Annotated in this window: 26 protein-coding genes and 2 tRNA genes; 8 read left to right on the top strand and 20 right to left on the bottom strand. The window is 76.0% G+C overall.

Annotated features, from left to right (window positions below):
* Nucleotides 1-8: 8 nt before the first annotated feature.
* From Q7T67_RS14800 to xseA, 3 genes are all read right to left on the bottom strand, one after another.
* Complete coding sequence (locus Q7T67_RS14800) at nt 9-1,886, bottom strand: FUSC family protein (RefSeq protein ID WP_304791126.1); 1,878 nt, start codon at nt 1,884-1,886, stop codon at nt 9-11.
* A gap of 215 nt (nt 1,887-2,101) precedes the next feature.
* Nucleotides 2,102-2,701, bottom strand: coding sequence for a hypothetical protein (locus Q7T67_RS14795; RefSeq protein ID WP_304791123.1), 600 nt, complete (start codon nt 2,699-2,701; stop codon nt 2,102-2,104).
* Nucleotides 2,698-4,080 carry an exodeoxyribonuclease VII large subunit gene (gene xseA / locus Q7T67_RS14790; protein ID WP_304791121.1) on the bottom strand — a complete coding sequence of 461 codons (1,383 nt, stop codon included), beginning with the start codon at nt 4,078-4,080 and terminating at the stop codon, nt 2,698-2,700. The genes Q7T67_RS14795 and xseA overlap by 4 nt, the downstream gene beginning before the upstream one ends.
* Nucleotides 4,081-4,364: 284 nt before the next feature.
* On the opposite strand from xseA, the gene Q7T67_RS14785 reads away from it, so the two are divergent.
* Nucleotides 4,365-4,841 carry a hypothetical protein gene (locus Q7T67_RS14785; RefSeq protein ID WP_304791119.1) on the top strand — a complete coding sequence of 159 codons (477 nt, stop codon included), beginning with the start codon at nt 4,365-4,367 and terminating at the stop codon, nt 4,839-4,841.
* Between the two features lie 320 nt (nt 4,842-5,161).
* Here the strand turns inward: Q7T67_RS14785 and Q7T67_RS14780 are convergent, their stop codons facing one another.
* The 6 genes from Q7T67_RS14780 to Q7T67_RS14755 form a co-directional block, all read right to left on the bottom strand.
* Nucleotides 5,162-6,523, bottom strand: a complete 1,362-nt coding sequence (locus Q7T67_RS14780) for a transcription termination factor Rho (RefSeq protein ID WP_304791115.1) — start codon at nt 6,521-6,523, stop codon at nt 5,162-5,164.
* Nucleotides 6,524-6,779: 256 nt separating this feature from the next.
* The gene (locus tag Q7T67_RS14775; RefSeq protein WP_304791112.1) at nt 6,780-7,469 is read right to left on the bottom strand and encodes a transaldolase family protein; all 690 of its coding nucleotides are present in this window, start codon (nt 7,467-7,469) and stop codon (nt 6,780-6,782) included.
* Nucleotides 7,470-7,719: 250 nt separating this feature from the next.
* Complete coding sequence (gene folP, locus Q7T67_RS14770; RefSeq protein WP_304791109.1) at nt 7,720-8,688, bottom strand: dihydropteroate synthase; 969 nt, start codon at nt 8,686-8,688, stop codon at nt 7,720-7,722.
* Nucleotides 8,685-9,458 carry a dihydrofolate reductase family protein gene (locus Q7T67_RS14765; RefSeq protein ID WP_304791106.1) on the bottom strand — a complete coding sequence of 258 codons (774 nt, stop codon included), beginning with the start codon at nt 9,456-9,458 and terminating at the stop codon, nt 8,685-8,687. The genes folP and Q7T67_RS14765 overlap by 4 nt, the downstream gene beginning before the upstream one ends.
* Nucleotides 9,455-10,807: a hypothetical protein gene (locus Q7T67_RS14760; protein ID WP_304791103.1), complete on the bottom strand. Its 1,353-nt coding sequence runs from the start codon at nt 10,805-10,807 to the stop codon at nt 9,455-9,457. Before Q7T67_RS14760 ends, Q7T67_RS14765 begins: the two co-directional genes overlap by 4 nt.
* 89 nt (nt 10,808-10,896) lie before the next feature.
* The gene (locus Q7T67_RS14755; RefSeq protein ID WP_304791100.1) at nt 10,897-12,570 is read right to left on the bottom strand and encodes a glycerol-3-phosphate dehydrogenase/oxidase; all 1,674 of its coding nucleotides are present in this window, start codon (nt 12,568-12,570) and stop codon (nt 10,897-10,899) included.
* A gap of 182 nt (nt 12,571-12,752) precedes the next feature.
* Between Q7T67_RS14755 and Q7T67_RS14750 the strand changes: the two genes are divergently transcribed.
* Genes Q7T67_RS14750 through Q7T67_RS14740 form a run of 3 tightly spaced genes read left to right on the top strand, consistent with a single transcriptional unit; the run spans nt 12,753 to nt 15,791 of the window.
* Entirely contained in the window at nt 12,753-13,826 is a 1,074-nt protein-coding gene (locus Q7T67_RS14750; RefSeq protein ID WP_304791097.1) for a PspC domain-containing protein, read from the top strand.
* Nucleotides 13,823-15,076, top strand: a complete 1,254-nt coding sequence (locus tag Q7T67_RS14745) for a sensor histidine kinase (protein WP_304791094.1) — start codon at nt 13,823-13,825, stop codon at nt 15,074-15,076. Before Q7T67_RS14750 ends, Q7T67_RS14745 begins: the two co-directional genes overlap by 4 nt.
* Nucleotides 15,077-15,113: 37 nt before the next feature.
* On the top strand, nt 15,114-15,791 hold the full coding sequence (locus tag Q7T67_RS14740; protein WP_304791091.1) for a response regulator transcription factor: 678 nt from the start codon (nt 15,114-15,116) through the stop codon (nt 15,789-15,791).
* A 19-nt stretch (nt 15,792-15,810) separates the two neighbouring features.
* Here Q7T67_RS14740 and Q7T67_RS14735 read toward each other — a convergent pair whose 3' ends face one another.
* On the bottom strand, nt 15,811-16,623 hold the full coding sequence (locus Q7T67_RS14735) for a DUF4328 domain-containing protein (protein ID WP_304791088.1): 813 nt from the start codon (nt 16,621-16,623) through the stop codon (nt 15,811-15,813).
* A gap of 193 nt (nt 16,624-16,816) precedes the next feature.
* Between Q7T67_RS14735 and Q7T67_RS14730 the strand changes: the two genes are divergently transcribed.
* Together Q7T67_RS14730 and Q7T67_RS14725 are read left to right on the top strand one after the other, a co-directional pair.
* A complete protein-coding gene (locus Q7T67_RS14730) occupies nt 16,817-17,905 on the top strand; it encodes an SDR family oxidoreductase (protein WP_304791085.1) in 1,089 nt (362 codons plus the stop codon).
* A 41-nt stretch (nt 17,906-17,946) separates the two neighbouring features.
* Nucleotides 17,947-19,056, top strand: coding sequence for a hypothetical protein (locus Q7T67_RS14725; protein ID WP_304791082.1), 1,110 nt, complete (start codon nt 17,947-17,949; stop codon nt 19,054-19,056).
* A gap of 57 nt (nt 19,057-19,113) precedes the next feature.
* On the opposite strand, the gene Q7T67_RS14720 is transcribed toward Q7T67_RS14725, so the two are convergent.
* Nucleotides 19,114-20,118: a hypothetical protein gene (locus Q7T67_RS14720; protein ID WP_304791080.1), complete on the bottom strand. Its 1,005-nt coding sequence runs from the start codon at nt 20,116-20,118 to the stop codon at nt 19,114-19,116.
* 78 nt (nt 20,119-20,196) lie between these two features.
* Between Q7T67_RS14720 and Q7T67_RS14715 the strand changes: the two genes are divergently transcribed.
* Complete coding sequence (locus Q7T67_RS14715) at nt 20,197-20,757, top strand: cob(I)yrinic acid a,c-diamide adenosyltransferase (protein ID WP_304791077.1); 561 nt, start codon at nt 20,197-20,199, stop codon at nt 20,755-20,757.
* A 23-nt stretch (nt 20,758-20,780) separates the two neighbouring features.
* Here Q7T67_RS14715 and Q7T67_RS14710 read toward each other — a convergent pair whose 3' ends face one another.
* The 7 genes from Q7T67_RS14710 to Q7T67_RS14680 all read right to left on the bottom strand — a co-directional run bounded on the left by Q7T67_RS14710 (nt 20,781) and on the right by Q7T67_RS14680 (nt 24,218).
* Nucleotides 20,781-21,725: a phosphatase PAP2 family protein gene (locus Q7T67_RS14710; protein WP_304791074.1), complete on the bottom strand. Its 945-nt coding sequence runs from the start codon at nt 21,723-21,725 to the stop codon at nt 20,781-20,783.
* Nucleotides 21,726-21,749: 24 nt separating this feature from the next.
* The gene (locus Q7T67_RS14705) at nt 21,750-22,289 is read right to left on the bottom strand and encodes a glutathione peroxidase (protein ID WP_304791071.1); all 540 of its coding nucleotides are present in this window, start codon (nt 22,287-22,289) and stop codon (nt 21,750-21,752) included.
* 35 nt (nt 22,290-22,324) lie between these two features.
* Complete coding sequence (locus tag Q7T67_RS14700) at nt 22,325-22,537, bottom strand: DUF3072 domain-containing protein (RefSeq protein ID WP_370695407.1); 213 nt, start codon at nt 22,535-22,537, stop codon at nt 22,325-22,327.
* 114 nt (nt 22,538-22,651) lie between these two features.
* Entirely contained in the window at nt 22,652-23,071 is a 420-nt protein-coding gene (locus tag Q7T67_RS14695; protein ID WP_304791065.1) for a hypothetical protein, read from the bottom strand.
* A gap of 191 nt (nt 23,072-23,262) precedes the next feature.
* Entirely contained in the window at nt 23,263-23,613 is a 351-nt protein-coding gene (locus tag Q7T67_RS14690; protein ID WP_304791063.1) for a hypothetical protein, read from the bottom strand.
* A gap of 127 nt (nt 23,614-23,740) precedes the next feature.
* Complete coding sequence (locus Q7T67_RS14685) at nt 23,741-24,067, bottom strand: hypothetical protein (protein WP_304791060.1); 327 nt, start codon at nt 24,065-24,067, stop codon at nt 23,741-23,743.
* 78 nt (nt 24,068-24,145) lie between these two features.
* A tRNA-Glu gene (locus Q7T67_RS14680) sits at nt 24,146-24,218 on the bottom strand.
* 203 nt (nt 24,219-24,421) lie between these two features.
* Here Q7T67_RS14680 and Q7T67_RS14675 point away from each other — a divergent pair.
* Nucleotides 24,422-24,505, top strand: a tRNA-Leu gene (locus Q7T67_RS14675).
* 167 nt (nt 24,506-24,672) lie between these two features.
* On the opposite strand, the gene Q7T67_RS14670 is transcribed toward Q7T67_RS14675, so the two are convergent.
* On the bottom strand, nt 24,673-25,851 hold the full coding sequence (locus Q7T67_RS14670) for an NAD(P)/FAD-dependent oxidoreductase (RefSeq protein ID WP_304791057.1): 1,179 nt from the start codon (nt 25,849-25,851) through the stop codon (nt 24,673-24,675).
* A 10-nt stretch (nt 25,852-25,861) separates the two neighbouring features.
* On the bottom strand, nt 25,862-26,257 hold the full coding sequence (locus Q7T67_RS14665) for a translation initiation factor (RefSeq protein ID WP_304791054.1): 396 nt from the start codon (nt 26,255-26,257) through the stop codon (nt 25,862-25,864).
* Nucleotides 26,258-26,461: the final 204 nt, after the last annotated feature.

The raw sequence follows: 26,461 nt of genomic DNA, 5'->3' as shown, positions 1-26,461 counted from the left end.
CGTCACGTTCACCCCCCTTCCTCGGCACGGATCCGTGCCAGAACCGCACCGGGCGGTGCCACGTCGGGGTCCGCCCGGGCGCCCCCTCCCCGGAGCACGTCGCGCAGCTCGACGAGCGCGCGGTGCGTGGCGGGGTGGCCCTGCAGCGGCGGGACCGGGACCAGCGCGGGCGCCCGGTGGCCCTCGGCGATCGCCGCCAGCGCGTCGAGGGCGGCGTGCAGTCGCGGCAGCTCCGCGCGGGCGGGCAGCACCTCGGTCGGCGGGGCCTGGAAGCCCATCGCCGCGAAGGAGAGCCGCTCGACCGCCGAGGTCGTGCGCCACGCGTCGTCGAGCGTCCGCCCCGGGGCCAGCGCCAGGTCGCCGACCGCGTCCTGCTGCACCGCACGCAGGTTCAGGAGCGCGGTGTGGAGGGTGCGGCGCGAGCGCCGGACGAGCACGCTGCTGGGGGCGTCGGACCGGGTCAGCGCCGCGTGCAGCACGTCGCGGACCGCCTCGATCGCTGCGCCCTGAGCGGCGCCGAGCCGGGTGGCCGCCGTGCGGGGCCACAGGAACCGGCGGGCCAGCAGCCCGACCGCGCACCCCAGGAGCGTGTCGACGATGCGATCGCCGACCAACGATCCCGCGGGGGTCCCCGGCCGGCCGAGGTCGACGATCAGGAGCGCGAGCGGTGTGGCGAAGAACGTCGCCACCCCGTAGGCGGCCACGATCGTCGACTGCATGAGCGCCTGGAGCAGCATCAACGCGACGACGATCACGCCGGCGACCGGGTGGAACGCCAGCAGCAGCGCGGCCAGACCGACGCCGAGGATCGTGCCGCCGGCCCGCTGCAGCGTCCGCTGGGCGGTGAGGGTGACGTTGCTGGCCTGCAGCACCGCGGCGGCCGTCAGGCCGACCCAGATGCCGCGGGCCGGGTCGATCAACAGCCCGATCCCGGTGCCGACGGCCACCGCGATGCCGCTGCGGACCGCCGTCGGGAGGACGAGCGACCCGGGGTGGATCGCCCGCCGGACCGCGGCCAGCGGCGACCGTCGACGTCGACGCCCGAACGGCACGAGCGTGGACTGCAGCGCCAGGGCGGGGTCGGCAGCGGCGACGGCCCGCTGCATCATGCGGGCGAAGCGGTCGCCGTGGACCGCGTCGGGGGCCTCGTCGGGCAGGCGCAGGTCGCGCGCGGCGGACGGGTCCCGGACCGAGTCGCGGATCGTCCGTGCGGCGGCGGCCCAGCCGGGGTCCAGCGGCGGGCAGTCGCGCAGGACCAGCCCGAGCGCGGCGTCGATGGCACCCTCCGCTGCGACGGCGACACCGAACAGCCGGTCGCCGTCGCCGCGCCGGTGGCCGGCCCGCGTCAGGACCAGGCGCGCCTCCTCGACCGAGAGCAGCGTGGCGTGGCGGGCGGCGCCGACGTCGGGGCCGCCCATCGCGTCGAAGAGGTCGGCGAGGCGGTCCCAGAGCGTCTGGAGCGCCCGCTCCTCCGGCCCGCGGGGCCGCACGAGCCCACCCGACATCGCCAGCGCGGTGACCGTCGCGGCCCCGCCGAGGACGAGCGCGGCCCGCAGCGGGACGTCGCCCGCGTCCCCCGGGTACTGCGTGGCGGCGAGGAACGAGAGGACGAGGATGAACTCGCGCGGCCGACCGATGTCCCAGGCCGACCCGAGCAGCGAGCCGAGACCGGCGATCAGGCCCGCCGCGATCACGATCCCGACGGGCAGCGACGAGAGCAGCGTCCCGGCGGAGACGACGAGCACGAGCGCGAGCCCGACGCCGATCATCACCCGCAGGCGGCGGCGGTACGGCTCGTCGCGCGCGTAGACGGCGACGAACGCACCCTGGGTCGCGACGGCGCCCTCGTGCGGGTGGCCGAGTGCCACCGCGACGGCGAGCGGCACGCCGAAGCTGACCCCGATCCGGGCCGAGACGGCACGGGTCGACCACGCGGCCCGGACGACGGATCGTGCGCGGCGGCCCACCGACCGGGCCCGTGCCGCGACGGAGCGATCGGCGTCCGGTGCCCGGGCCGGGGTCGGGAGGTCCGCCACCGGGTCGTCCGGACGGTCGCCGCCGGGACGGGACGGGGTCGCCCCGCCGGAGGTCGGCGGAGCGCTCAGAACGGGATGTCGTCGTCGCCGGCGAACCCGAGGGTCGGCTGCGGCGGGGCGGGCCGGGACTCGGGCTCGGACTCCGCCGCGGGTGCCGCGCTCTCGGAGTCGGATCCGGCGGGAGCGGACGGCGCCGGCGCGGTCGGCGACGAGGGCGGGGCGACGGGCTCGGGCGCGACCGGTGCCGCCGGTGCGGTGGCCGCAGGTACGGGTGGCGGGGCCAGAGCGGGCGCAGCCTGTGCGGCGAGCGCCGACGCCGGCGGATCGGACTCCCCCGCCGAGGCCGGCCGGTCCGGTGCCACCGGCTGGTCCGGGACCGCGGGACTGCGCGCCACGGCAGGCGCCTGCGGCCTCGCCGGGGTCGCCGCGTCGACGATCCGGTACGGCACGGTGCCCTCGCCGTCCTCGATCGCGCGCACCTCCTGCTCGACGCGCTCGAGGTGGTCGCGCAGCGCGCGCTCGAGGCCCTTGCCCTCGCGCAGCAGCGCGATCAGGCGGTCCGGGGCCATCGTGGCGTCGGCGCCGAGCTCGGCGGCGACCGCCTGCAGCCGGTCGTAGGCGGCACCGAAGGAGAGCTCGGCGGGGGCGGACGGATCGGGACTCACGCGGGGTCCTCCGTGGTCGTGGGACGGTCGGTGGCCGGCGCGTCGACGCGGACGTCGGTGACGGTCGCGTCGGCGACGCCGTCGGCCAGCTGCAGGGTCAGGGTCCCGCCGGGTGCGAGGTCCGAGGCACGGCGGACGAGCCGGCCGTCGGCGTCCTGCGCCGCGATCCAGCCGCGCCGACGGGGGTCCGCGGCGTCGAGCAGCCGCGCATGGGCCTCGACGTCCCGGCGCAGCCCGTCGACCGCCCGGCGGCCCAGCGGTCCGACGGCACGGGCGTCGATGCGGTGCCCGACGGCGGCGAGGTGCGCCCGGACGCGGTCCGGTCCGCGCTCCAGGGCGCGGGACGCCTCGCCGAGGCCGGCGTGCAGGCCCCGCAGGAAGCGCTCGCCGTGCCCGTCCACCGTCCGGCCGACCGCGCCGACGGCGGCTCGGTGCCCGTCGAGGCGACCGCGGTCGTGCAGGCCCGCGGCGGTGGCGTCCAGCGAGCGCCGCAGCTCGGCGGGCCGACGGGTGGCACGGTCCAGCGCGGCCCACGCGTGCCCGACCTCGCGCAGGAGCTCGCGACGGTCCGGGACCACGCGCTCGGCCGCGTGGCGCGGGACGAACGCCGCGTGGGTGACGTGGTTGCAGACCGGGTTGTTCTCGGTGTGCCCGATCGCGGTCAGGACCGGCGTCGAGATCGCACGGATCGCGCGACACAGGCGCTCGTCGTCGAAGCACGCGAGGTCCTGCACGGACCCTCCGCCGCGGGCGACGACGATGACGTCCACCCGGGGGTCCGCGTCCAGACGGGCGAGCCGGTCGACGACCTCGCGCGGGGCCGCCGCGCCCTGCACGCGGCAGCAGGCGGTGAGGACCGGCACGGCCGGGAAGCGGTCGCGCAGGCCCCGGATGACGTCGTGCAGGGCGTCGGAGTCCTTGCCCGAGATGAGGCCGACCCCGCGCGGGAAGCGCGGCAGCGGCGGGAACGCGGCCGGGTCGCACAGGCCCTCGAGCGTCAGCCGTTCGACAAGCTCGGCACGGGCACGGAGCAGCTCGCCCTCCCCCGCGGTCTCGACGTCGGCGACGACGACGCGCAGCCGTCCGCCGCCGCCCCAGAACTCCGTGTGCCGGACCGAGACCCGCACCCGGTCGCCGTGCTTGGGCTCGTGCGTCGGACGCCGGGACCTGGTCAGCCACGGCAGGTACGAGCACGGCAGCACGTTCTCGCCGTCGGTCAGGTCGAACCACCAGACGCCGCGGCCGCCCTGCTTGGGCCGCTGGACCTCGCCCTCGACGACCGCGGGGCCGGCCTCGCGCAGCGCCAGACCGATGCGGGAGGCGTAGTCCGCCACCCCGATCGGGGCCTGGGTCGTCGGGTCTGCGGGGGCCTCGGGCATCGCTCCCCCGAGCGTACGCGGTGGTCCGGCCGGGCCGTCGTCCGCGCGAGATCGGCCCGGGTCGGACGCCGGACCGTCACGCGACGCCGGACGCGCGGGCCGATCGCATACTGCATCGGGGCGGGTGCAACATCGAACCCAAGGGTCGTCCGCCCGAGGACCCCCTGACTAGGATGCCGAGCACGTCCTGGAACGCGGTTGCCGCCGTGCGCTCCGGGACCCCTTCATCTGTCGTGTGGGCCGGCCTCGCCGCCGCCTCCGACCCACCGCGTCCAGCGAGCTTCATGGATTCCACCTTTCACGGGAACTACGACTCCGGCGAGGACTTCGTCCTCGAATACGGAGATCTGCGGTTCACCTTCAACGAGCGCGACTTCTCGGAGCGCTGCGAGCAGGCAGCGTCCCGGCTCGGCTTCGTGCACGACCGCCTGGACCGCGACGAGGTCGACGACCTCGTGGAGCTCACGGTGTCCGGCGAGGTCGCCCACCCCGTCTCCCGCCTGGGCGAGCACGTCAACGAGTGCTGGACCGAGCTGTCGGGCCCGTCGGAGCGGTCGCTGGTGCACTGGATGCGCCGGCTCGTCTTCCGCGGCGCCTGGATGGACCAGCGCGTGAAGGAGGGCGAGCTCGACGTGCGCTTCGACGAGGAGCTGCAGCGCTTCGAGTACGTGCAACCCGCCCGCGACGACGAACCAGTCGAGCTGGCCCCGGCGCCGTCCTGGTTCCAGGTCTCCTACTCGCCGGTCGACGACCGCCGGTAAGGGGAGCGGGCCCCGCCCCGAGCGTCTCGGGCCCGACCGCGTCGGGACGAGACGGGGCTCGGCGCACCCGCGAAGGGAGCGGGCCCCGCCCGACCTAGGACGAGGACGACGCCGGGAACGCCGGCGACGCCCCACTGAACGACGAAGGGCCCCTCGAGAGGGGCCCTTCGTCGTTCCGGCCCGCCTACGCGGTGCGGGTGGATGCCAGGTGTTCGTGGACCGAGGAGGTCGGTGCGGGCGACGGGAGAGCTGTGCACCCGCACTGCCGAGCGTCGCCCGTGCCGAGATCCGAAGCGTCCACGGACGCCTGGCGCCGCCCGCTAGCGGAGCTCGGCGCGGGCCGCGGCGATCGTCGCCGCGCCCTCGTCACCGACGAGCAGCTCGGGGCGCAGCGTGCCCGACCCGGCCAGGTCGAGCGCGGGGAACCGGGCGGTCGACGTCAGCGCGACGTCGAGGCGGATCACGGTGCTCTCGCCGCCGACCGGGGACTCCCGGGTGGCGACGATCGTCAGCGAGCCGCCGTCCTGCAGCTTGCGGGCGGCGGCGAGGATGCGGCGCGCCGCGCCCTCCCCCAGGCCGTCGAGCGTGTCGATCAGCAGCACGGCGTGACCGCCGCGTGCGGCGATCCGGCGGCCGCGGTCCACGACCTCGTCGATCGCCTTGCCGCGGGTGTCCGGGCCGGCCGACAGGTCGAGGGCGATGGCGGGCTCGAGGCCGGCGTCGGTCCAGTCCGCGACCTCCTCGGGCCGCACGCCGGCGAGCACCGGCAGCAGCTCGAGGCCGTCGACGGCCTTCAGGGCGACGGCGATCCGGCGCAGCGCCTCGGTCTTGCCGGCGGCGTGCGGGCCGACGACGACGGCGCGCGAGCCGCGACCCAGCGGGGTCAGGTACGCGATCGCGGCGACCGTCGGGTCGTCGCTCTGCACGGCGAGCAGCTCGGTGGGCCGTGCGACGGCGAGCTCCTCGAACTTCGTGCCCGTGGAGGTCTCCTCGGGGTCCTTGCCGTTGATGGTCTCGACGCGGATCAGCGACGGGTAGCGCTCGCTGCGGCGGGCGCTGCGGGTCGGGCCGGAGACGGTGTCGCCCTCGACCAGCTCGCAGCGGCGGACCTGGCCGGCGGAGACGTAGACCTCGGTGCCGTCCTTCGCCTTCAGCATCGCCGAGCCGTTCTGGCCGATGGCCAGGACGCCCTCGACGGTCTCGCCCGTCTCGTCGGCCCGGTCGTCGCGGCCCCCGCGATCCTCGCGGCCGCCACGGTCCTCGCGGCCGCCACGCGGTCCGCGGTCCTCGCGGCCCCCGCGCTCGTCGCGGCCACCCCGGCCGCCGCGCTCGCGACCGCCCTCGGTGCTCTGGCCCTCGTCGTCGCCACCGCGGCGACGACGACGGCGCGGGCGGTCGTCCTCGTCCTCGTCGTCGGTCAGGGAGACGACGTCGCCCCGGCCGGCGTCGGGGGTCTCCTCGTCGCGGCGACCGCCACGGCGACGACGGCCGCCGCGGCGACCCTCGTTCTCGGTGTCGTCGTCGGACGGGGCGGCGGCGGATCCGCCGCGGCGCTCCACGATGGTGTCCACGAGCGCCTCGCGGCGCAGCTTGCGGAAGCCGTCGATGGCGAGCTCGCCGGCGAGGGCGTGCAGGTCGGCAAGGGTGCTGGACTCCAGGACGTCGCGTGTGAGGACGGTCATGGGTGCTCCTTCGGGTGTTGTCGTCGGTTGGCGTCCGACCGCGTTGTGCGCAGCGGTCGGCGACTGTCGCCTCACCCTAGTGAACCCCCGGACCCCCGCGCGTCGCCCCCTCCGTCCCGCACGGCGACCGCCGTGTCGCCGTACGCGCCACCGGGAACCCCGCGATTAGCGGGCAGAACGACGACGGACCGCCGAGGCGGTCCGTCGAGGTCCTGTCGGGGAGACGCCGGCGGGTCGACGGCGGCGCCGCCCGCGCCTACTTCTTCTTCGAGGCGTCGACGAGCCCGTCCATCCACACCTGGAGCTCGGGCTTGCTCGCCCAGTCCTTTGCGAACTGGTCGTTGCCCGACGTCGTCAGCGGGTGGTTCAGCATCTGCTTGAGCACCTTGTAGGGCACCGTCGAGACGTCGGCGCCGACCTGGGCGGCCTTGATCGCGTGCAGCGGGTTGCGCAGCGACGCGGCGAGGACCTGGGCGCCGGTCGAGTTCTCGTGCACGGCCTCGACGACGTCGGACAGCGTGGCGATCGAGTCGATGCCGATGTCGTCCAGGCGCCCGAGGAAGCTCGAGATGTACGTGGCGCCGGCCTCGGCGGCCAGGATCGCCTGCGCCGCGCTGAAGACCAGCGTCATGTTGACGGGGTGGCCGAGCTCGCGGAGCTTCGCGGTGGCCTGCAGCCCGGCGGGGCCGAACGGGACCTTGACGATCACGTTCTCGTGGATCTCGCGGACCGCGATGCCCTCCTCGACCATGCGGCCGGGATCCTCGGACACGACCTCGGCGGACGTCGGGCCCTGGACGATCTCGGCGATCCGCTTGATCGCCTCACCCGCGTCGCCCTCGCTCTTCGCCAGCAGCGACGGGTTGGTCGTGGCGCCGGCGAGGATGCCCCACTGGGCGATCTCCTCGACCTCGGCGACGGATCCGGTGTCGATGAACAGCTTCATGCGGGGGCACTCCCAGGAGGTGTGGTGGTGATGCAGGTCGTCCTCCAAGGGTACCCGGACCTGCCGCCCGGTCACCGTCCCGGGGGGCTCCGGGCCCTCTCCGGGTGCCCCGGGCCCGGCCGACGACCGAGTCGATCCGGCCCGAGAAGCTCGGGGTGGGGCCCGATCCCCCTCCGGGTGCCCCGAGCCCCGCCGACCACCGCAGCGATCCGACCCGAGAAGCTCGGGGCGGGGCCCGGCCCTCCCTCCTTCAGCGCTTGGCGGGCTCGCGCGAGCCGCCGCCGTCGCCCGGATCCTCGTCCTCGTCGTCGTCGGCCTCGCCGTCGTGCAGCCACTTCAGGCGCACGTCGTCGCGGTCGATCGTCGGCATCGGCTCGCGGCCGTCCATGACCGCCCGGACCCGCAGGTAGTCCGCGGCCTCGCGCACGTCGTGCATGCGGGCGATCGAGAACTTCGCCCGCTCGGCGCACCAGCCCAGGGCGGCGAGGGTGCCGGCCAGCCGCTGGTCGGGCTCGCGGTGGATGATCGTGCCGACGAAGTACTTGCGCGAGACGGCGAGCAGGATCGGGTGCCCGTGGACGGCCAGCGTCGGCAGGTCGCGCAGGACCTCGACGGTCTCGCCCGGCATCTTGGCGAAGTCGGGGCCCGGGTCCAGGATGATCGAGTCCGAGCGGACGCCGGCCTGCAGCGCGCGCTCGCGCAGACTGTTGAGCACGCGGCGCACGTCGTCGATGACCCGGCTGCCGTAGTCGGGGAAGTAGTCCGTCTTGGGGTCCGCGCGGGTGTGCATGAGCACGATGCCCGCGCCGCGCGCGGCCACGACGTTGGCCAGACGGGCGTGGTAGAGCCCGGAGACGTCGTTGATGAGGTGCGCCCCGGCGTCGAGGACCGCCTCGGCGACCTCGGGCTTCCACGTGTCGACGGAGACGATGAGCCCGGCGTCGACGAGCCGCCGCACGACCGGCACGACGCGCTCGCACTCCTCCTTCGCCTTGACCATCGGCGTGTGCGTCACGCCCGACTCGCCGCCGACGTCGATGATCTCGGCCCCCGCGTCCGCGAGCTTGAGGCCGTGGGCGACCCGGGCCTCGAGCGTCTCGAGCCGGGTGCGGTCGGAGAACGAGTCCGTCGTGCAGTTGACGATGCCCATCAGCGCGGGACGGCCCGCCTTCAGGGTCAGCGTCTGGTCGCGCAGCCGGAGGATCAGCTCGTCGCTCATGCGGGGCTCCCGGGGTTCAGGTGGTAGTGGAGGAAGAGGACGTCGCCGCCGCGCCAGGTGCCGCGCAGCGTCAGGTCGCGCGGGGGGCCGGGGCCGAGGTCGCCCCGGAGCATCGTCAGCGCGCTCTCGCCGCCGACGAGCAGCGGGGACACGGTGACCAGGAGCTCGTCGAGCAGGCCGTCGCGCACGAGGGCCGCCAGCAGACCGGGGCCGCCCTCGCAGTTCACGGTCCCCACGCCGCGGTCGTGCAGGTCGCGCAGCGCGGCGGCCGGGGAGGCGTCCTCGAGGCGGACGACCTCGATGCGCTCGGCGTCGACGGCGAACGGCGGCTCGGTCTCGGTGTAGACGACCGCGCGGGTCAGGTCCTCGTGGAGGAGCGGCAGGTCCTCGTCCAGCGAGAAGGACCGGCTGATCGTCGCGAGCACCGGCTCGGGGGCCAGGCCGGCGGAGCGCCGCGCCGTGCGGTGGGGCTCGTCGAGCGTCGTGGAGTACCGCTCGCCGTTGAGGGTCCCGGCGCCGACGAGCAGGGCGTCCGCCCGGGCGCGCAGCCCGCGGAAGACCGCCCGGTCCTCGGGGCCGCCCAGCCCACCCGAGCGGCCCTCGACCGTCACGTGGCCGTCGGTGCTCTGGACCATCACGCCGATGGTGCGCGGTCGGCCTGCGGCGTCCCGCGTGGCGGGGCTCGACGCGTCGGCGACCACGGCGTCGATCAGGTCGTCGGTCCCGAGCTCCGGGCCCGGATCGAGCGACCGGAAGGCCGGGGTGCTCACCCGTTGTGGATGCGGACGGTCGCGCCGGGCAGTCGCAGCTCGCCGACGAGGTGGCCCGACGGTGCGGCACCCGTGGTCCGCGTGCGCTCCGTCGTCGTCCCACCGCCCGGTGCGGGGCTGCCGGCGGGTTCGGTGGGGTCGTCGCCGCCGCCCATGAGGGCGATCACGAGCGCGACGATGACCGCGACGAGCAGGATCGCGACGAGGGCGATCTGCCAGCGCGGTGCGCGGCCGCCCCGGTCGACCGGCTGGAGCAGGTCCCCGGAGGTGTCGCCGCTGTCCCACTCGTCGTCCCACTCGTCCGCGACGTCCTCGCCCGGGAGGGCCTGGGCCGCGGGAGCGGCGGCCGCGCGCTGCGGCGGCACGGCGCCCTCGAGGCCGAGCGCGGCGATGTCGGTGGACGACCACTCGACGGTCGCGCCGGGGTCGACGGGCTCCGCACCCGCGCCGCGCGGGGCGACCGGGCCGGCGGCGGCGGGCGCCGCGATCGGGGCGGAGGGTCGCGCGCCGGAGGCGGGGTCCGGCTGCGTCGGTGCGGTGGCCGGGGCCTCGGTCGCGACCTCCGTCGACGCGGTGCCCACGAGCGGTGCGGGCTGCACCTGGTCCGCGGCCGCGACCGCGGCGTCGAGCAGCCCGTCGGGGACGGGCTCGGGCGCCCAGGAGCGGTAGGTGAGCCCGGCCTCGTCGAGCGCCTCGACGACCTCGCGGTGCCCGTCGGAGGAGCCCAGCCAGGCCGACAGCCGCTCCCGGCCCTCGGCGCCGCGGAGCTGTCCGTCCTGCCGGAGGGCGGCGAGCGCGAGCGCGTGACGGTCCTCGGGGTCCTCGGTGGCGGTGGCCGCCAGGGCGCCGCCGGTCTGCGCGTCGCGCAGCATCAGCCGCGACTGGGCGAGCATGGACGCCAGCAGGCCCGCGTCGACCCGCAGCAGCGCCGACAGCGCCGCGTGGTCGAGGTCGCTGAGCCCGCGCAGCGCCAGGACCTCGCGCTGGTCGACGGGCAGCGCGGCGTTGGCGGCGACGACGGGCGACTGCGGCGGCGCGGCGGCGCGGGCGGCCTCGTCGTGCAGGCGCAGCTGCTCGGCGTAGGCCGGGTTGGACGCCAGCTGGGCGAGCAGGGAGCGGGCGTGCCAGCAGCCCATGAGCAGGAGGTCCTGGTCCGCGACCCCCGCCGGGGCGTCCGCGGGGATCCGCTCGGCGACCGCGGCGAAGGCCGCGGTGGTGGCATGCCAGGCCGCGCCCGGACTGCCCGTGATGCGCAGCGTCAGGTTGTAGGCGGACTCGCCGGCACGGCGAAACCGCGTGGCGGTGTCGTCCGGTGCTGCGCTCGGGGCTGTTCCGTGATCACTCGACATCGATCTGGGCTTGATCCTAGGGCGTCGGGTGGTCGCCGCCCCCGTCCCCTGCCTCCCGGGGCGGCTCCGGCCCCCGCGCGGCGCCCGGGTCAGGCGCCCGGGACGAGGCCCTCGAGCGCCGCCTCCCGGCGGAAGTCCGCGACCCCGCGGTCGACGCCCGCCGCGTCCCAGCCGAGCTCCGGGGCGATCGCCTCGGCGACCTCGCGGGCCCCGCGCGCGTCGTCGGCCAGCAGCCCCCGGGCGGCGGTCAGGCCGAGTCGGGTGCGCCGCAGCAGGACGTCCCCGAGGGACCGGGCGTGCTCGGTGCGCGCCGCGTGGACGGTCTCGGCGAGGACGTCGACCGGCCCGTCGGCGACGACGGCCCGCGCCAGCTCGGGCCGCTCCTCCGCGAGCTGCAGGACGTCGCGGGCGACGCTGCCGTACCGGGCGGCCAGGTGCTCCCGGGTGGCGGGCGAGGTGCCGGGGACGTGCGGCAGGCGCAGCGCGTCGATCGGCTGGCCCAGCGGCGTCTTCTGCGTCCGGCACGGGGCGTCGCGCCCGTCGCGCTCGGTCAGGCGGTCGACCGTGGACTTGGCCATGCGGCGCCAGGTCGTCAGCTTGCCGCCGGTGATCGTGAGCATCCCGGAGGAGGTCTCGTAGAGCTCGGCCCGGCGGGAGATGTCGACGGAGCGCTTCGGGTCGCCCGTCGCGATCAGCGGCCGGACGCCGGCGTAGGCGCCCTGCACGTCGGAGGACCCCAGCGACGTGCCGAAGAACGAGTTGATGCCGTCGAGGATGTACTCGACGTCCTCCTCGGGTGCCCGCACGTGGTCGAGGTCGCGGTCGTCGATCTCGTTGTCCGTGGTGCCGACGAGGGTCCGGCCCAGCCACGGCAGCGCGAACATGAAGCGCCCGCCGCCGGAGGGCACGATCGCCCCGGAGCGCAGCGGCAGCTTCTCGCTGGGCAGCGTGACGTGGGTGCCGCGCGACGGACGGATGACCGGGACCTCGGCCTCGTCGTGGAGCTCCGCGGGCCGCAGGCGGTCCGCCCAGACGCCGGTGGCGTTGACCACGTTGTGCGCGCGGATCGCGAACTCGGACCCCGTCTCGCCGTCGCGGACGGTCACGCCCTCGGCGATGCCGTCGCGCTCCAGGAGCCCCAGCACCTCGATCCGGTTGGCCGGGACCGCGCCGAAGCGCTCGGCCTCCTGGAGGATCGTCAGGACCAGGCGGCTGTCGTCCGTCTGGCAGTCGTAGAAGAGGAACCCGCTCTTGACGTCCTGTCCGTCGAGCGCCGGCACGTGCTCGACGACCTCGCGCGGGTCCAGCGTGCGGTGGCGGTCGGGGCTCCAGCCGCGCTCATCCTCCGAGAGGGCGCCGCGCCCGCGCCCGCGACCGCGGCGGTGGTCCAGGGCGAGGGCGTCGTAGAGGTTGAGGCCCACCCCGGTCATCCGGTCGGGCCGGTGGTCGGCGGTCGTGGCGACGACCAGCGGCAGCGGCGTCACGAGGTGCGGGGCCACGCGGGCGTTGATCTGCCGTTCCAGCAGGGCCTCGCGGACCAGGCCGATGTCGAACGACGCGAGGTAGCGCAGGCCGCCGTGGACGAGCTTGGACGAGCGGCTCGAGGTGCCCGAGGAGTAGTCCGCCCGCTCGACGAGGGCGACGGAGTAGCCCCGGGACGCGGCGTCGAGGGCCACGCCCGCGCCCGTCACCCCGCCACCGACCACGACGACGTCGAACACCTCGTCCGACAGGGCCTTCAGGGCGTCCGCGCGCTCGAGCACCCCCGGAGCATGGCACCGGCGCCGGACCGCCGGGGCGGGCGGGGACGAGGGGCGTGCCGGCGGGCGCGGGCGGCCCGGGCGCCGCCGGGCCTGGGATCCTGACCCGGGGCCGGACCCGGGACCGGCCCGGGGCATCCCCCATAGGAACCGCGCGCCCCCGCAGGCACCCTGGATCCACGCCCATGAGCCCCGATCCGACCGACCCCACCGACCCGATCCGCGAGCCGTCCACGGCCGCCGGTCCCGACGACCGCCCGGCCCCCGACGGACCGCCGCCGGGCCTCTCCCGCTCCGCCGACGACCGGATGCTCTTCGGCGTCTGCGGCGGGATCGCCGAGCGCTACGGCATGGAGCCGCTGCTCGTCCGCCTGGCGTTCGTCGCCACGCTCTTCCTCGGCGGCGCGGGCGTCCTCTTCTACCTCGCCGCGGCGCTGCTGATCCCGGCGGCGCCGGGAGGCGCCGCCGGCGCCGCGCGCCAGAGCGGTCCCGCCGCCTCGGCCGCCGGCGGCGTCCTGCGCGCGCTGGTCGGCATCGCGGTGGCCATCGCCGCCTTCACCGCCCTGTGCACCGTCGCCGTCGTGAGCTTCGGGACGACCGCCCTGCTCGGGGCGTGGCCGGCCGCCCTCGGGCTGCTGCTCCTCGGAGGCCTGCTGGTCGTCTCGGCCCGCGGCCGCCGCGCGACGGGCGCGCTCCTCGTCCTCGCCCTCGCCCTCGCCGTGCCGGCCACCGCCGCCGTCGTCGCCGACGTGGACGTGGACCGGTCCGTCGGCGAGCGGGACTTCCGGCCGGGCACCGTCGCCCGGGCCGAGCAGGGCTACCGCCTCGGCGCGGGGCAGATGGTCGTCGACCTGCGCGATCTGCCGCTGCGCCGCGGGCAGCGCGTGACGATCCCGGCCCGCGTCGACGTCGGCCAGGTCGGCGTCGTCCTGCCGCGCGACCGGTGCGTGGCCTGGACGATCCGCACCGACCTGGGCGCGGCGGGCGGGTACGACGTCCTGGGCTCCTCCTCCGGCGGCGGCTCGTGGACCGGGAACGGCGACGGCCCGGTGATCGAGGTCGACCCCGCGCCGGGCGCCGACGACGACCGCCCCCGCGTGACCCTCGACCTGCGGGTCGGCGTCGGGCACGTCGCCGTCGCCCAGTCGCGCGGTGCGATCGACGGTCCCGGACCGATGGCCCGCGGCATCGTCCGCCGCGGCGACGACCTGCTCCGGACGAGCGCCTGCCGCACCTCGACCCCCCGGCGGCGCGGGTGACCGCACGCCCCCTCGTCCTGCTGTCCGCGGTCTGCTGCGGGCTGCTCGGCGTCCTGCTCGTCGCCGTCGAGCAGGGCGCCGGCGGTGCCGCGAAGGGTGCCGCCGGCGTGGTCTGCGCGCTGCTGGTGGTCGCGACGGTCGGGGCGCGCGTCGCCCTCGGGATGGAGCGCCGCCGGGAGCGCCGGGCGCTCCGCGACGCACGGACGAGGCTCCGCGCGACCGCGCAGGACCCCGCCGCCGGGGGCCGGCGCACCGTCGCCGCGGCCGTCCTCCTCGCCGCCGGGGTGCTGGTGGGGCTCCTCGCCCTCCGGTCGGTGCTCGGCGTGAGCGTCTGGGCGCTGGTGCTGCTGGGTGCCGGCGGCTTCGTGCTCTGGGCGCAGACCGCGGAGCTGCCCGCCGCCGACGCGACGGGGCCGACCTCCGGGTGGCAGCGCCTCGTCGGGCGCCGTCCCGGCAGGCGCGGTCAGCGGGCCGAGACCGACGGGCTCCTGCTCGCCAGCGGCATCGGGCTCGTCGTCCTCGGAGCCCTCGTGGCCCTCTCGTCCCTCGGGGCCCTGGACGCGAGCCGCACCTCGGTGGTGCAGCTGCTCGTGGCCGTCGCCGCCGTCGGCGTCGTCGTCGCCCCGTTCTGGCGGCGGTCCGCCCGGCGGGCCCAGGCCGAGCGGTCCGAGCGGATCCGCGGCGACGAGCGCGCCGAGGTCGGGGCGCACCTGCACGACTCGGTGCTCCAGACGCTCGCGCTGATCCAGCGCCGCAGCGACGACCCGCGCGAGGTCGCGGGCCTCGCCCGGCGGCAGGAGCGGGAGCTGCGGGCGTGGCTGTCGGGCCGCAGCGAGCGCCCCGACACCGAGCTGATGGCCGCGCTGCGCGCCGCGGCCGCCGCGGTCGAGGTCGAGCACGGCGTCGAGATCGAGGTCGTCACGAGCGGCGAGCTGCCGCTCGACGACGGCACGGCCGCCCTGGTCGCGGCCGCCCGCGAGGCGATGGCCAACGCCGCCCGCCACGCGGCCCCGGGACCCGACGCCGCCCCGGTGCCCGTCTCGGTGTTCGCGGAGGTCGACGACGGCCGGGTCGAGGTCTTCGTCCGCGACCGCGGGCGCGGCTTCGACCCGGAGACCCTGCCCGCCGACCGCCGCGGCGTCCGCGAGTCGATCGTCGGCCGGATGCGCCGCGCCGGCGGACGCGCCACGATCACCTCGGCCCCGGGCGAGGGCACCGAGGTCGAGCTGCTGCTCGAGGACCGCCCGTGATCCCCGCCCGTCCCCACCCCCACCGAGAGCCCCGCCGATGACCGCGCCGCCCACCGTCGTCCTCGTCGACGACCACGCCCTGTTCCGCGCCGGCGTCCGCGCCGAGCTGGAGCACGCGACCGGCGACGGCGGGCCGCGCGCCACCGTGATCGGCGAGGCCGGGGACGTGGACGTCGCGGTGCGCCTGATCCTCGACCGCGAGCCCGACGTCGTCCTGCTCGACGTCCACATGCCCGGCGGCGGTGGCGCGGAGGTGCTGCGGCGCGTCCACGAGACCCGTCCGGGCCAGAAGGTCCTGGCGCTGTCGGTGTCCGACGAGCCGGAGGACGTGATCGCCCTGGTCCGCGGCGGCGCCCGCGGCTACGTCACGAAGACGATCTCGGGCGACGAGCTGGGTGCGGCGATCGCGAAGGTGCGCGACGGCGACGCGGTCTTCTCGCCGCGCCTGGCCGGCTTCGTCCTCGACGCGTTCGCGGGACGGATCGACACGGCCGTCGCGCTGGTCGCCGACCCCGAGCTCGACGGCCTGACGGACCGCGAGCGCGAGGTCCTCCGGCTGATCGCCCGGGGCTACATGTACAAGGAGATCGCCCGGCGCCTGACGATCTCGCCCAAGACCGTCGAGCACCACGTCTCGGCGGTCCTGCGCAAGCTCCAGCTCTCCAACCGCCACGAGCTGACGCGCTGGGCGACGGAGCGGCGGCTGGTGGACTGACGCCGGCCGGCGTCCCGGCCTACGTGGCGGGCGCCTCGCGCTCGGCGATCCGCGCGTCGTGCCGGGCGGTGATCCGTTCCATGACGGCGACGAAGAGCACGCCCGCGACGATCGTCGACACGCAGGCCACCACCGAGCCGCCGTAGAGCAGCGTCTGCCCGGACAGCGTGTCGTCCGTCAGCCGCGTGGCGCCGTTGCCCACGATCTGGCCGACCAGCCACGTCGCCCACCAGGCGGTGAAGAGCGTCGGCACGGCCCGGACCAGCCACGCGTCCCCGCCGGCCCGGCCCTCCGACGCCGGCGCCGCGGCGCGCCATGCGTCGTTCAGGGCGCGCTTGGGGCCGAACAGCGACCAGATCGGCACGAACCACGAGAAGCCGGCCGCGACGGGCGCGTAGCGCGGCCGCGGGACGCCGAGCCCGCGCTGGTTGCGCAGGACGACGTTCTCCCACCGGATCACGAAGACCGCCGCCACGATCAGCGCGAGGACGCCGATGATCGCGACGACCCCGTCGACGCCCGAGACTGCGTTGAAGCGGTCGATCGCGTCCTGGCTCACCGTGAGCCCGTCGAGCGGCGTGTCACCGCCGCCGGGCTCGTCGCCCGCGACGCTGCGGGTCTCCCAGAGCGCCCAGGCGGAGGTCAGGCCCTCGACCAGGCTGAGGATCGCCGCGCCCACGACCGCGATCCGGGCGGGGCGCAGCCGGCGGGCCGGCGAGACCAACGGGCCCGTCGACGCCTCGACGGCCGGCCCGGGGACGGGGTCACCGCCCCAGTTCCCCGGCCGGTGCTCCGCCGCCGTCCCGGGTGGGCGGGCCCACGGGTCGTCCACCACGTCGTCGTCCGGGCCGCCTTGCGTCGGCGCAGCGTACGGCGCAGCGCCCCTCCTGGCGAGCCCCGAGGACGGGGCGACCGCGTCCGTCGGCCCCGCCGGCAAGGGCCGCGGAGCGGCGCCCGCGGCGGCACGACGACCGTTGCGACCGCCGGTAGGCAACGGCTCCTACGCCTGAGTAGGATCCGCGCCCATGGCTGCGCGGACGATCCTCTTCACCGGCTTCCCGGGATTCATCGGCGCCCGCCTGATCCCCCTGTTGCTGGACCAGGATCGCGAGGCGACCGTGGTCGCGCTCGTCGAGCCGCGGATGGTCGAGAAGGCCACGGCCGTGGCCGCCGAGCTCGGCACCGGCGACCGCCTGACGATCCAGCCCGGGGACATCACCGCCCCCAACCTCGGGCTCTCGGAGGCCGACTGGCGCCGGCTGGCCGACGACACGGTCGCCGTCCACCACCTCGCGGCCGTCTACGACCTGGCGGTGCCGCTCTCGATCGCCGAGCGCGTGAACGTCGAGGGCACGCAGAACGTCATCGACTTCTGCCGCGCCTGTTCCCGTCTGGAGCGCCACAACTACGTCTCCACCGCGTACGTCGCCGGGCTGCGGGGCGGCACGGTGCACGAGGCCGACCTGTGGGCCGGGCAGTCGTTCAAGAACCACTACGAGTCGACGAAGTTCGCCGCCGAGGTCCTCGTCCGCGCGTCGATGGACGAGATCCCGACCACGATCTACCGCCCCGGCATCGTCGTCGGTGACTCGCGGACCGGGGTCACACAGAAGTTCGACGGCCCCTACTACCTGCTGCGCACGATCCAGGCGGCGGTCGGCCGCCACAGCCCGATCGTGCAGCCCGGCGCGATGACCGCCCCGTTCAACGTCGTCCCGGTCGACTTCGTCATCGACGCGATCGTCACCGGTGCCGGCGACCCGGACTTCGCCGGCGAGACGCTGCACCTCGTCGATCCGGAGCCGATTACGGCCTCGAACCTCTACGGGCAGCTCTGCCGCGCCTACGCCGGCAAGGCCCCCGCCTTCAAGCTGCCGTGGGGCATGGTCGACCAGTCGCTGCGGCTGTCGGTGATGCGCCACCTGCTCGGCGGCACCCCGCGCGAGTCGCTCGTGTACCTCAACCACCAGGTCCGCTACGACACCTCGCGGGCGACGGAGCTGCTCGGCCGCCACGGCGTGCGCTGCCCGCCGGCCACGGCGTACGTCGGCCCGATGGTCGCGTTCTTCCGCGAGCACGAGGACGACCCCGCCTTCGCGCCGCTGAAGAAGTAGGACCGGCCGGACCGGAACTCCGACCGGCGGCACGGGTTCCCATGTACGTGACGTCCCGCCCCTCCCCCGTGCGCCCCGCCGCCCTCCTGCTCTCCGCCGTCGCCCTCGGCGCCCTCGGCGCGGTCGGGACGGCCCCTGCCGCGGCGGCCCCCGGACCACTGGCACCGACCGTCCTGTCGGTCGAGCAGAACGACACGCCGGTCGACGGGTGGGGCGGCTGGCTCGTCTGGAGCCGCCGCGACGACGACGGCCGCTACCGGCTGGTGGCCCGCACCCCCGACGGCACCGGCGTGCAGCTGGGCGTCGCACCGCAGGACGCCCCGATCGACGCCGGCATCGGCCCCGGCCCCGACGGCACCCCGCTCGTCGTCTACACGGTCTGCAAGCAGGCGGCGACGGCCGTGCCCACGGGCTGCGACGTGCGGCGCCTGGACGTCCTCACCGGGGTCGACGCCCCCGTCCCCGCGGCGTCGTCTCCCGACGTCGACGAGCGGTTCCCCGCCGTCTGGGGCTCGCGCATCGCGTTCTCCCGCCCCGCGTCGGCGGCCCGCCCGCTGCGCACGGGCATCGCGATCGCCGACCTCGGCTCGACGACCGCCGTCGGCCCGACCGTGTTCGGCACCCGCACCGAGAAGCGCGGCCGCCGCCGGGTCGCCTCGCCGGAGTACGGCCCGCAGGGCATCGACCTCCGTCGCTCGGTCGTCGCGGCGTCGTGGCGCACCGCCGGCGCCGGCCCCGAGCGCTGGCGCCTGATCGTCCGCCGCGGCAGCTCCGCGCCTCGCACGGTCGTCAGCGCGACGACCAACCGGCGCACGCTCAGCCGCCTGGGCCGACCGGCCCTCTCCGCCCACGAGGTCGTCGCCCCGCGCCAGCGCGCCGGGACGACGAACCGCTCCGAGCTGCTGCGCTCGACGCTCAGCGGCAAGCGCATGTGGACCCTCGGCAGCGGCTTCAGCGACGCGCAGAGCGAGCGCTACGGGTCGGCGCTGAGCGCCGTCACCCGCATCACCGAGGACCGGCTCGTCGTCGTCCGGCGCCTGGCCAGCGACGGGCGCTGGAGCTGCAAGCACCCGCTGCTGCCCGACGCCCGCGGCTGCGAGCTGCTGCAGCTCGACGCCGAGGCGCAGCCCTGGCGCCGCGTCGCGCGCTGAGCGCGGGTCCTGCGCCGATCGCGTCCTCGCCGGCCGACGGCGTCCCGACGGCGCGGGTCAGCGGCGCGCCGGGGCGGCCTGCGACGGCACGCCGATCACCGCACCCCGGTCGTCCACGCCGACCGCGAACCGCTTCTTCAGGACCGTCTCGTCCAAGGCACCCGCCGCGCGCAGCACGCCGGCGTCGTCGGTGCCCGTGACCGCCCAGCTCGGCGGCTCGTCGCGCCAGCGCGCCGCGAAGATCGCCCCGGAGCCCGCGCCCAGCGTGCGCGTGACGCGCCCGTCGGCGCCGGTCAGGCCGATGCTCCGGCCGTCCTTCGCCGGGACGACGGGGATCCCGGTGGTGCGGGCCCCGCGCTCGGCCAGACCGAGCGACGGATCCTCGCGCAGCTGCACCCAGGTGCCCACCGCGATCCGGGCGGATCCGGGGTTGTAGGAGGTGCGCACGAGGTTGGAGACCGCCGGGATGCCGTAGCGGACGAGGGCGTCGCGGACCATCCGGCAGGCCTGGGCGCGCTCCTCGCCGCACTCCACGCGGACGGGCCAGCGCTTGCCCTCCTGGCCGTGGAGGAACGGCTCGGGGAACGTGCCGACGACACCGCGCGGGACCACCGGCGAGGCCCCGAGGTCCAGCCAGATCGTGTCGCCCTCGCTGACCTTCGTCGTCCGAACCGTGTCGAGCACCGGCAGCTGCTGCAGGTTGACGTCCTGCTTCGTGGCGGCCAGCGCCCCCGAGCGCATCGGCGAGCCGTTCAGCCACAGCGTCCAGCGCCGGTCGCCCGAGGCGCGGCGGCCGTCGATCGACGTGACCGCACCGCGGCCGTCGACCTCGGTCTTCGCCGCCCGGCGCAGGACCTCGAGGGCGGGCTCGTCGTCGGAGGCCCGCACGCCCGGCCGGTCGAGCACCGTGCGGGCGCCCTGGTCGGTGGTGATCAGGACCCGCACGCCGGCCCCGGTCTCGTCGACCTGACCGCAGCCCGTGGCCACCGCCCCGGCCATCAGGACGACGGCGAGGGCGGCCAGCTGCCGGACGCGGGACGGACGGGCGGGCGGCAGGGGCACGGAGACCGATTCTAGGTGGGTCGCCCCGCCGCCGCCCCGCCCCGCGGCGGTCGTCGCCGTCCTCGCTACGCTGCGCCGATGACGGTGAACCTCACGCGCATCTACACCCGCACCGGGGACGCGGGCGAGACGCACCTCGGCGACATGAGCCGCGTGCCGAAGACCCACCCGCGGATCGAGGCCTACGGCGACATCGACGAGCTGAACAGCCAGCTGGGCGTCGTCGGCACGCTGCAGGACCTGCCCGAGCGGTTCCGCCCGTGGCTCGTGCGGATCCAGAACGACCTGTTCGACCTGGGCGCGGACCTCGCCGTCCCCCACGACAGCGAGCACGCCCGGAAGGACCGCCTGCGCGCGACGCCGCAGCAGGTGACGTGGCTGGAGGAGCGCTGCGACGAGGTCAACGACCAGCTCGAGCCGCTGCGCTCGTTCCTGCTCCCCGGCGGCGGGCCGGCGGCGGCGCAGCTGCACGTCGCCCGCACGATCGCGCGGCGGAGCGAACGCCGTGCCCTGCTGGTCGAGGGCGCCAACCCCGAGGTCGTGAAGTACCTGAACCGCCTGTCGGACCTGCTGTTCATCCTCGCCCGCGCCTCCACGCAGGGCGACGAGCCGCTCTGGCAACCCGGCGCGAGCCGCTGAACGGGACCTCGGTCGGCCAGGGGTCAGCCCGCGCCGTCGGCGGGCGGCCCGGGAGCGGCGCCGTCCACCGGGCGACGCCGGCGCCCCAGCCGGGTCCGGCGCCGGTCCTCCCGCGCGTCCGGCAGCGACGCCGTCAGGGCGACGAGCGTCAGGGCCAGCGCGACGAGGCCGCCCAGCACGACCACCGCGACGGTGTGGTCGCGGACCGTGCCGACCACGCCGTCCGCGTCGCGCTGGGCCAGCGACACCGCCGTCAGCGCGCCGAGGACGAGCAGGAGCGCGGGACCGGCCAGGTGCCGCCGGCGCACCGGGGCCAGGTCGGGGGGCCGTACGACGGGGCGACGCCGCTGCCACTCGAGGACGACGACGGTGGCCAGCGTCACCCAGACCGCACCCCAGAGGTACCCGCCGAAGATGTCGGTCGGGTAGTGCGCCCCGACGGTGACCATCCCGAAGCCGACGCCCAGCGCCCCGAACGCCCCCAGGACCGCGATCAGCGGACGGAGCCGTCGCGGGGCGATGAGGACGGCCAGGAGCGCGACGGTCATCGCCGCGGTGCTGTGCCCCGACGGCCAGGCGGCGTCGCCGATCAGGCTGCTCATCGCCACGCCGGGTCGCGGCCCCGCGGTGAGCTGCTTGATGCCCTGCGCGGTCAGCTCGCTGGCCAGCATCGTCAGCGGGGCCAGCAGGACCCAGCGCCACCGGCGACGGACGGCCGCGGCGAGCATCAGCGCGAGACAGAACTGCAGGTAGGCCGCGGGCGAGCCGACCTTCGTCAGCGCGACCCAGCCCGCGTTGGTGTCCGGCGTGTCGAGCGGCCGCAGGGCGCTCAGCGTCCGCCCGTCGATCGTGTCGCCCAGCGCCGTCGGACGGATCGCCAGGCCGAGCACGAGGAAGACCGCGAGCAGGACCCAGAGGGCGCGCGTCAGGCGGTGCTGCAGCAGGCTGCGGTCGACGACGGGGGGCACCGGCCCGGGAGGCCCCGGGAGACGCTAGGAGGCGGCCGGGAGGACCGACTCGATGCGGCCGACGAGGTCGGCGTCCTGCGGCGTGGTCTTCGAGTTCCAGCGCGCGACGAGCTTGCCGTCGCCGTCGACGAGGTACTTCGTGAAGTTCCAGGACGGCGGCGCGGAATCGGGCTGGCGCGCCAGGTCCTCCCACAACGGGTGCGGGTCGGCGCGGACGGACATCTTCTCCGTGACCGGGAACGTCACGCCGTAGTTGCGCTGGCAGACGTCGCCGATCGCGTCGGCATCGTCGTGCTCCTGCCCGGCGAAGTCCCCCGAGGGGCAGCCGACGATCTCCAGACCGCGGTCGTGGTACTCCTCGTACAGCTTCTGCAGGCCCTCGAACTGCGGCGTGAAGCCGCACTTGCTCGCCGTGTTGACGATCAGCGTCGGCTTGCCGCGGAGACCCTCGAGGTCGAGCGTGCCGCCCTCGAGGAGTCCGACCGAGTGGGCGTAGACGTCCGTGGGGGCGTCCAGCTTCTTCGGTCGCTTCGTGTACATGCGGAGTGTCGAGAGGATGCCCATGTCGAGGAATCTACGCCGACGGGCGCCCCGTGGACTCAGGACTTGCCGCGGCCCGTCTTCTCCTGCAGCTCGTCGATGAGCTTCGAGGCGTCCGCCTTCGACAGGTTCTCGGGGACGTCGACGCCCGCCTCCTGCGCCAGCGTGGAGACGTAGGAGAGCTGCGGCCCGGTGGCCGGCTCCCCGCCGGTGGCCCAGTCGGACGGGTCCTTCTCGGCGCTGCGCGCCGGGGCGTCGGCCGCGGGCTGCACGGTGCCGTCGGGGGCGATCGGGGCGTCGCCGGTGGTGGTGTCCTGCGCGTCGGGCGTCTGGTCGTTCATGCCTTGGTGCCTACCCGCTGACGGGCCGGCGCACCGGTCGGTCGGTCAGACCGCGGGGGTGCGGGGATCCGGGTCGGCCGGGGGCTCCTGGCCGGGGGCACGGACGAACTCCGCGAGGGGCGCCGGGGGCACCGGCGCCGCGGCGGGGTCGACGGGCGCGGGAGGGGCGGCCCGTCGCACGGGCACCCCGACGGCGGGGCGCGCGGATCGCGGCGCCACGACGGGCGTCGGACCGTCGGCGACGAGCTCCTCGGCGGCGGCCTCCAGCTGGTCGGCGAAGGTCGCGAGCAGCAGCTGGGTCTCCGCGAGCTGCCGGCTCAGGTTCTGGACGGCGTCGATCATCCGCTCCATGCGCTGGGCGTCCGTGCGGGCCTCGCCGCCCGTCGGTCCCGCGCCCGGCTCCCGCCGCGCCGGGAGCCGGGAGACCGAGCCCGTGCCGGTCGGCGACGTGGGAAGGGTGCTCACGAGCGTCCCCCGTCCGCCACCGGGTCCGAGGAGGGCGCCGCGAGCGGGCGGCGGGTGCGCGGCCCGGGCGCGGCGACGCGCGAGGACCTCCGGAGAGCGGTGGTCATGCGAGGGGAAACGGCCCGCCCGCGGGCCCGGATGCAGTTGCGGACGCAACTGGACGGACGTCCGGTCGTCGCGTCGGGGTGGCGTCAGCCGGAGACGGGAGGGTCCGCGTCGGCCGGCACCGCGCGGATCCGCGGCGTCGCGGGCACCGGACGGGGGTGCTCCTGCGCGAGCCGGTCGACGAGGCGGATCGCGTCGGCGATGCGCAGCAGGGCGGCCGACAGGTGCGCCTCCGCGGCGGGATCCGCCTCCGTCACGGCCAGCGCGGTGCGCTCGACCTGGGTCCGCAGGTCGACGACCGCGGCGGCGACGGCGTCGACGTCGGCGGCGGCCGGCAGCCGCCCCCGGCGCCAGTGCGCGGCGATCAGCTCGATCCGGTCGAGCACCGAGATCGCCCTCTGGTGCAGCTCGTGCGGGGTGAAGGTCCGGTCTGGCACGTCGGTCGTGGGCACTCCGGCACGTCGCCCGGAGAACCGCCGGGGGATCCTAGCCGGTGGACCCGGAAGCCCACTTCCGGCTCAGGCGTCGGGCGACGGTCGTCGGAGGCTGCGGTCGCGGACCCGCTCAGTCGTCGAGCGCCGAGCGCCACAGCGACGCGAGGACGCCCAGGACGAGCACGGTGAGCACGCCGGTGGTCAGGAACAGCGCTCCGTCGCGCACGTACCGGTCGCTGCCCTGCAGGTCGACGGGCTCGATGCCGATCGCGCCGAGCATCGACAGCACCACGATCCCGAGCACCCACAGGACCGCCACGAGGAACACGGCCAGGAACGGCAGCGCGATCGCCGCCGCCCGCCGTCCACCCCGGGACCGCGGCCACGCCGCGATCACGACGTCCACCGGACCGCGCAGGTCGGCCACCACCCGGTCGCGACGCGTCACGTGCTCCATCGACCGAGGGTAGCGCCGGAGGGCGGACGAGCACCCCGGGAACGACGAAGCCCCCGCCTGGGCGGGGGCTTCGAGAGGTACCGCTACCGGGATTCGAACCCGGGTTTCCGCCGTGAGAGGGCGGCGTCCTAGTCCCCTGGACGATAGCGGCGCTGATGTCGCACGACGGTGCCGCGCGGAGCGGATTTATAGCACCTCGCCGCGCGGATGCGTCGTGCGGTCGCGCCCGCCGACGGGCCGGGAGCCGCGGGCCCGGCGTCCCCCGCGGCCGCGGGGACGGGTCCGCGAGGGCGGCCGCCGGATCGCGGGACCTTGCGCTAATGTCCCCGCTCGCGATGCAGGTCGCGACGCCACGCGGATGTGGCGGAATTGGTAGACGCGCGGCGTTCAGGTCGCCGTGGGGGCAACCCCGTGGAGGTTCGAGTCCTCTCATCCGCACCTGCAGGAAGGCCCCGCTCACGCGGGGCCTTCCGTCTTTCCGGGGTCCCTCGCCCGCCGGGGCGGCTCAGCGCCCCACGTCGAAGCCGGCGATGCGCTCGTCCATGTGGACCTCGGAGGCCCGGAGCCGAACCGATCGCCCCGGCCGGCGCCCGCGGACCCCGCCGTCAGACGACCTGCGCCGCCGCGTGGCCCGACGCCCACGCCCATTGGAAGTTGAAGCCGCCCAGGTGGCCGGTGACGTCCAGCACCTCGCCGATGAAGTAGAGGCCGGGGCTGTTGCGCGACTCCATGGTCTTCGGCGAGACCCCGCGGGTGTCGACGCCGCCCAGCGTCACCTCGGCGGTGCGGTAGCCCTCGGTGCCGCCCGGGACGACCTGCCAGGCGTTCAGCGTCGCGGCGACGTCGCGCAGCTCGGCGGCGGTGTAGCGCTTCATCGGCCGGGAGGCGAACCACCGCTCGCCCAGGAGCGTCGCCATCTTCTTCGTGAAGACCTCGCCCAGGACGGTCTTCAGCTCGCTGTCGGGCCGCGCGGCCTGCCGGTCCTGCAACCACTCGTGGGCGTCGCGGTCGGGCAGCAGGTCGATCTCCACCGCGTCGCCGAGGTGCCAGAACGAGGAGATCTGGAGGATCGCCGGGCCGCTGAGCCCACGATGGGTGAAGAGGATGTTCTCGGGGAAGCTCTCGCCGTTGCAGCGGACGACGGCGTCCACGGACGTCCCGGTCAGCTCGACGCAGAGGTCCTTGAACCCGTCGGTGATGATGAACGGCACGAGACCGGCGCGGGTCGGGTGGACGTCGTGACCGAACTGGCGCGCGACCTCGTACCCGTAGCCGCTGGAGCCCAGCGTCGGGATCGACAGACCACCGGTCGCGATCACCACCGACTCCGCCACGACGTCGCCGAGGTCCGTCCGCAGCGCGTAGCCGTCGTCGGTGCGCTCGATCCGCTGCACCGCGGTGTTCACGTGCAGGTCGACGCCGGCCTCCCGGCACTCCCGCAGCAGCATGTTGAGGATGTCCTTGGACTTGTCGTCGCAGAACAGCTGGCCGAGCTTCTTCTCGTGGTGCGCGATGCCGTGCTCGTTCACCAGGCCGATGAAGTCCCACGGGGTGTACCGGGCCAGAGCCGACTTGCAGAAGTGCTCGTTCTGCGAGGCGTAGTTCGCCGGCTCGGCGTACATGTTCGTGAAGTTGCACCGGCCCCCGCCGGACATGAGGATCTTCTTGCCCGCCTTGTTGGAGCGGTCGATCAGCAGCACGTCGCGGCCGCGCCCCGCGGCGGTCATGGCGCACATCAGCCCGGCGGCCCCCGCGCCGATCACCACCACGTCGGTCGTGCGCACGACGTCTCCGTCAACCACCGGCGAGCACCACGTCGAAGCCCTCGCCGCGGAGCACCTCGACGACGACGTCGCGGTGATCGCCCTGCAGCTCGATGACGCCGTCCTTGGACGAGCCCCCGACGCCGCAGCGCTTCTTCAGCCGCCCGGCCAGCTCGCGCAGGCCGTCCTCGTCGAGCGGGACGCCGGAGACGGTCGTCGCCGTCTTGCCGCGCCGCCCGGCGGTCTCGCGGCGCACCTTGACCCGGCCTCCCGGGTCGGGCGCCGGCGCGGCCGCGGACCGGCCGCCCCGGGCCTTGGCCGCCTTCTTCCCGCCCGTGCGACCGCCACCCGGACCCTCGCGGCGGCGGACGTCCCCGCCGTCGCTGGACCACACGATGTCGTCGTCGCGTCGCGGGATGCGGGGCATGGGCGGGACGCTAGCTCAGTGGGAACGGCGCGGGCCCGCCCACCGCGTGCGCGGCCGGCGGGCGACGGGGCGTCGCCGGGTCCGGCGGGGTGTCGCCGGGCGCCCGGGTGGGATGATCGACGGGATGCCCGGCCCCCGCGACGACGACGAGCGCACCGGGTTCGGCGCCCGGCGGGGCTGGCGCGCGCCGAAGGGCGCCGGCGG

Origin of the sequence: Patulibacter sp. (assembly GCF_030655195.1) — a bacterium.
In the GTDB taxonomy this organism is placed as follows: Bacteria; Actinomycetota; Thermoleophilia; order Solirubrobacterales; family Solirubrobacteraceae; genus Patulibacter.
Note: the sequence above shows the minus strand (reverse complement) of the source record. Positions and strands in the feature narration are given on the sequence as shown.

Bases quoted from the DNA above. Each gene is read 5' to 3' on its own strand.
- xseA (WP_304791121.1), bottom strand. From the start codon at position 4,080: ATGCCCGAGGCCCCCGCAGACCCGACGACCCAGGCCCCGATCGGGGTG.
- Q7T67_RS14785 (WP_304791119.1), top strand. From the start codon at position 4,365: ATGGATTCCACCTTTCACGGGAACTACGACTCCGGCGAGGACTTCGTC.
- Q7T67_RS14780 (WP_304791115.1), bottom strand. From the start codon at position 6,523: ATGACCGTCCTCACACGCGACGTCCTGGAGTCCAGCACCCTTGCCGAC.
- Q7T67_RS14775 (WP_304791112.1), bottom strand. From the start codon at position 7,469: ATGAAGCTGTTCATCGACACCGGATCCGTCGCCGAGGTCGAGGAGATC.
- folP (WP_304791109.1), bottom strand. From the start codon at position 8,688: ATGAGCGACGAGCTGATCCTCCGGCTGCGCGACCAGACGCTGACCCTG.
- Q7T67_RS14760 (WP_304791103.1), bottom strand. From the start codon at position 10,807: ATGTCGAGTGATCACGGAACAGCCCCGAGCGCAGCACCGGACGACACC.
- Q7T67_RS14750 (WP_304791097.1), top strand. From the start codon at position 12,753: ATGAGCCCCGATCCGACCGACCCCACCGACCCGATCCGCGAGCCGTCC.
- Q7T67_RS14740 (WP_304791091.1), top strand. From the start codon at position 15,114: ATGACCGCGCCGCCCACCGTCGTCCTCGTCGACGACCACGCCCTGTTC.
- Q7T67_RS14730 (WP_304791085.1), top strand. From the start codon at position 16,817: ATGGCTGCGCGGACGATCCTCTTCACCGGCTTCCCGGGATTCATCGGC.
- Q7T67_RS14725 (WP_304791082.1), top strand. From the start codon at position 17,947: ATGTACGTGACGTCCCGCCCCTCCCCCGTGCGCCCCGCCGCCCTCCTG.
- Q7T67_RS14715 (WP_304791077.1), top strand. From the start codon at position 20,197: ATGACGGTGAACCTCACGCGCATCTACACCCGCACCGGGGACGCGGGC.
- Q7T67_RS14705 (WP_304791071.1), bottom strand. From the start codon at position 22,289: ATGGGCATCCTCTCGACACTCCGCATGTACACGAAGCGACCGAAGAAG.
- Q7T67_RS14685 (WP_304791060.1), bottom strand. From the start codon at position 24,067: ATGGAGCACGTGACGCGTCGCGACCGGGTGGTGGCCGACCTGCGCGGT.
- Q7T67_RS14665 (WP_304791054.1), bottom strand. From the start codon at position 26,257: ATGCCCCGCATCCCGCGACGCGACGACGACATCGTGTGGTCCAGCGAC.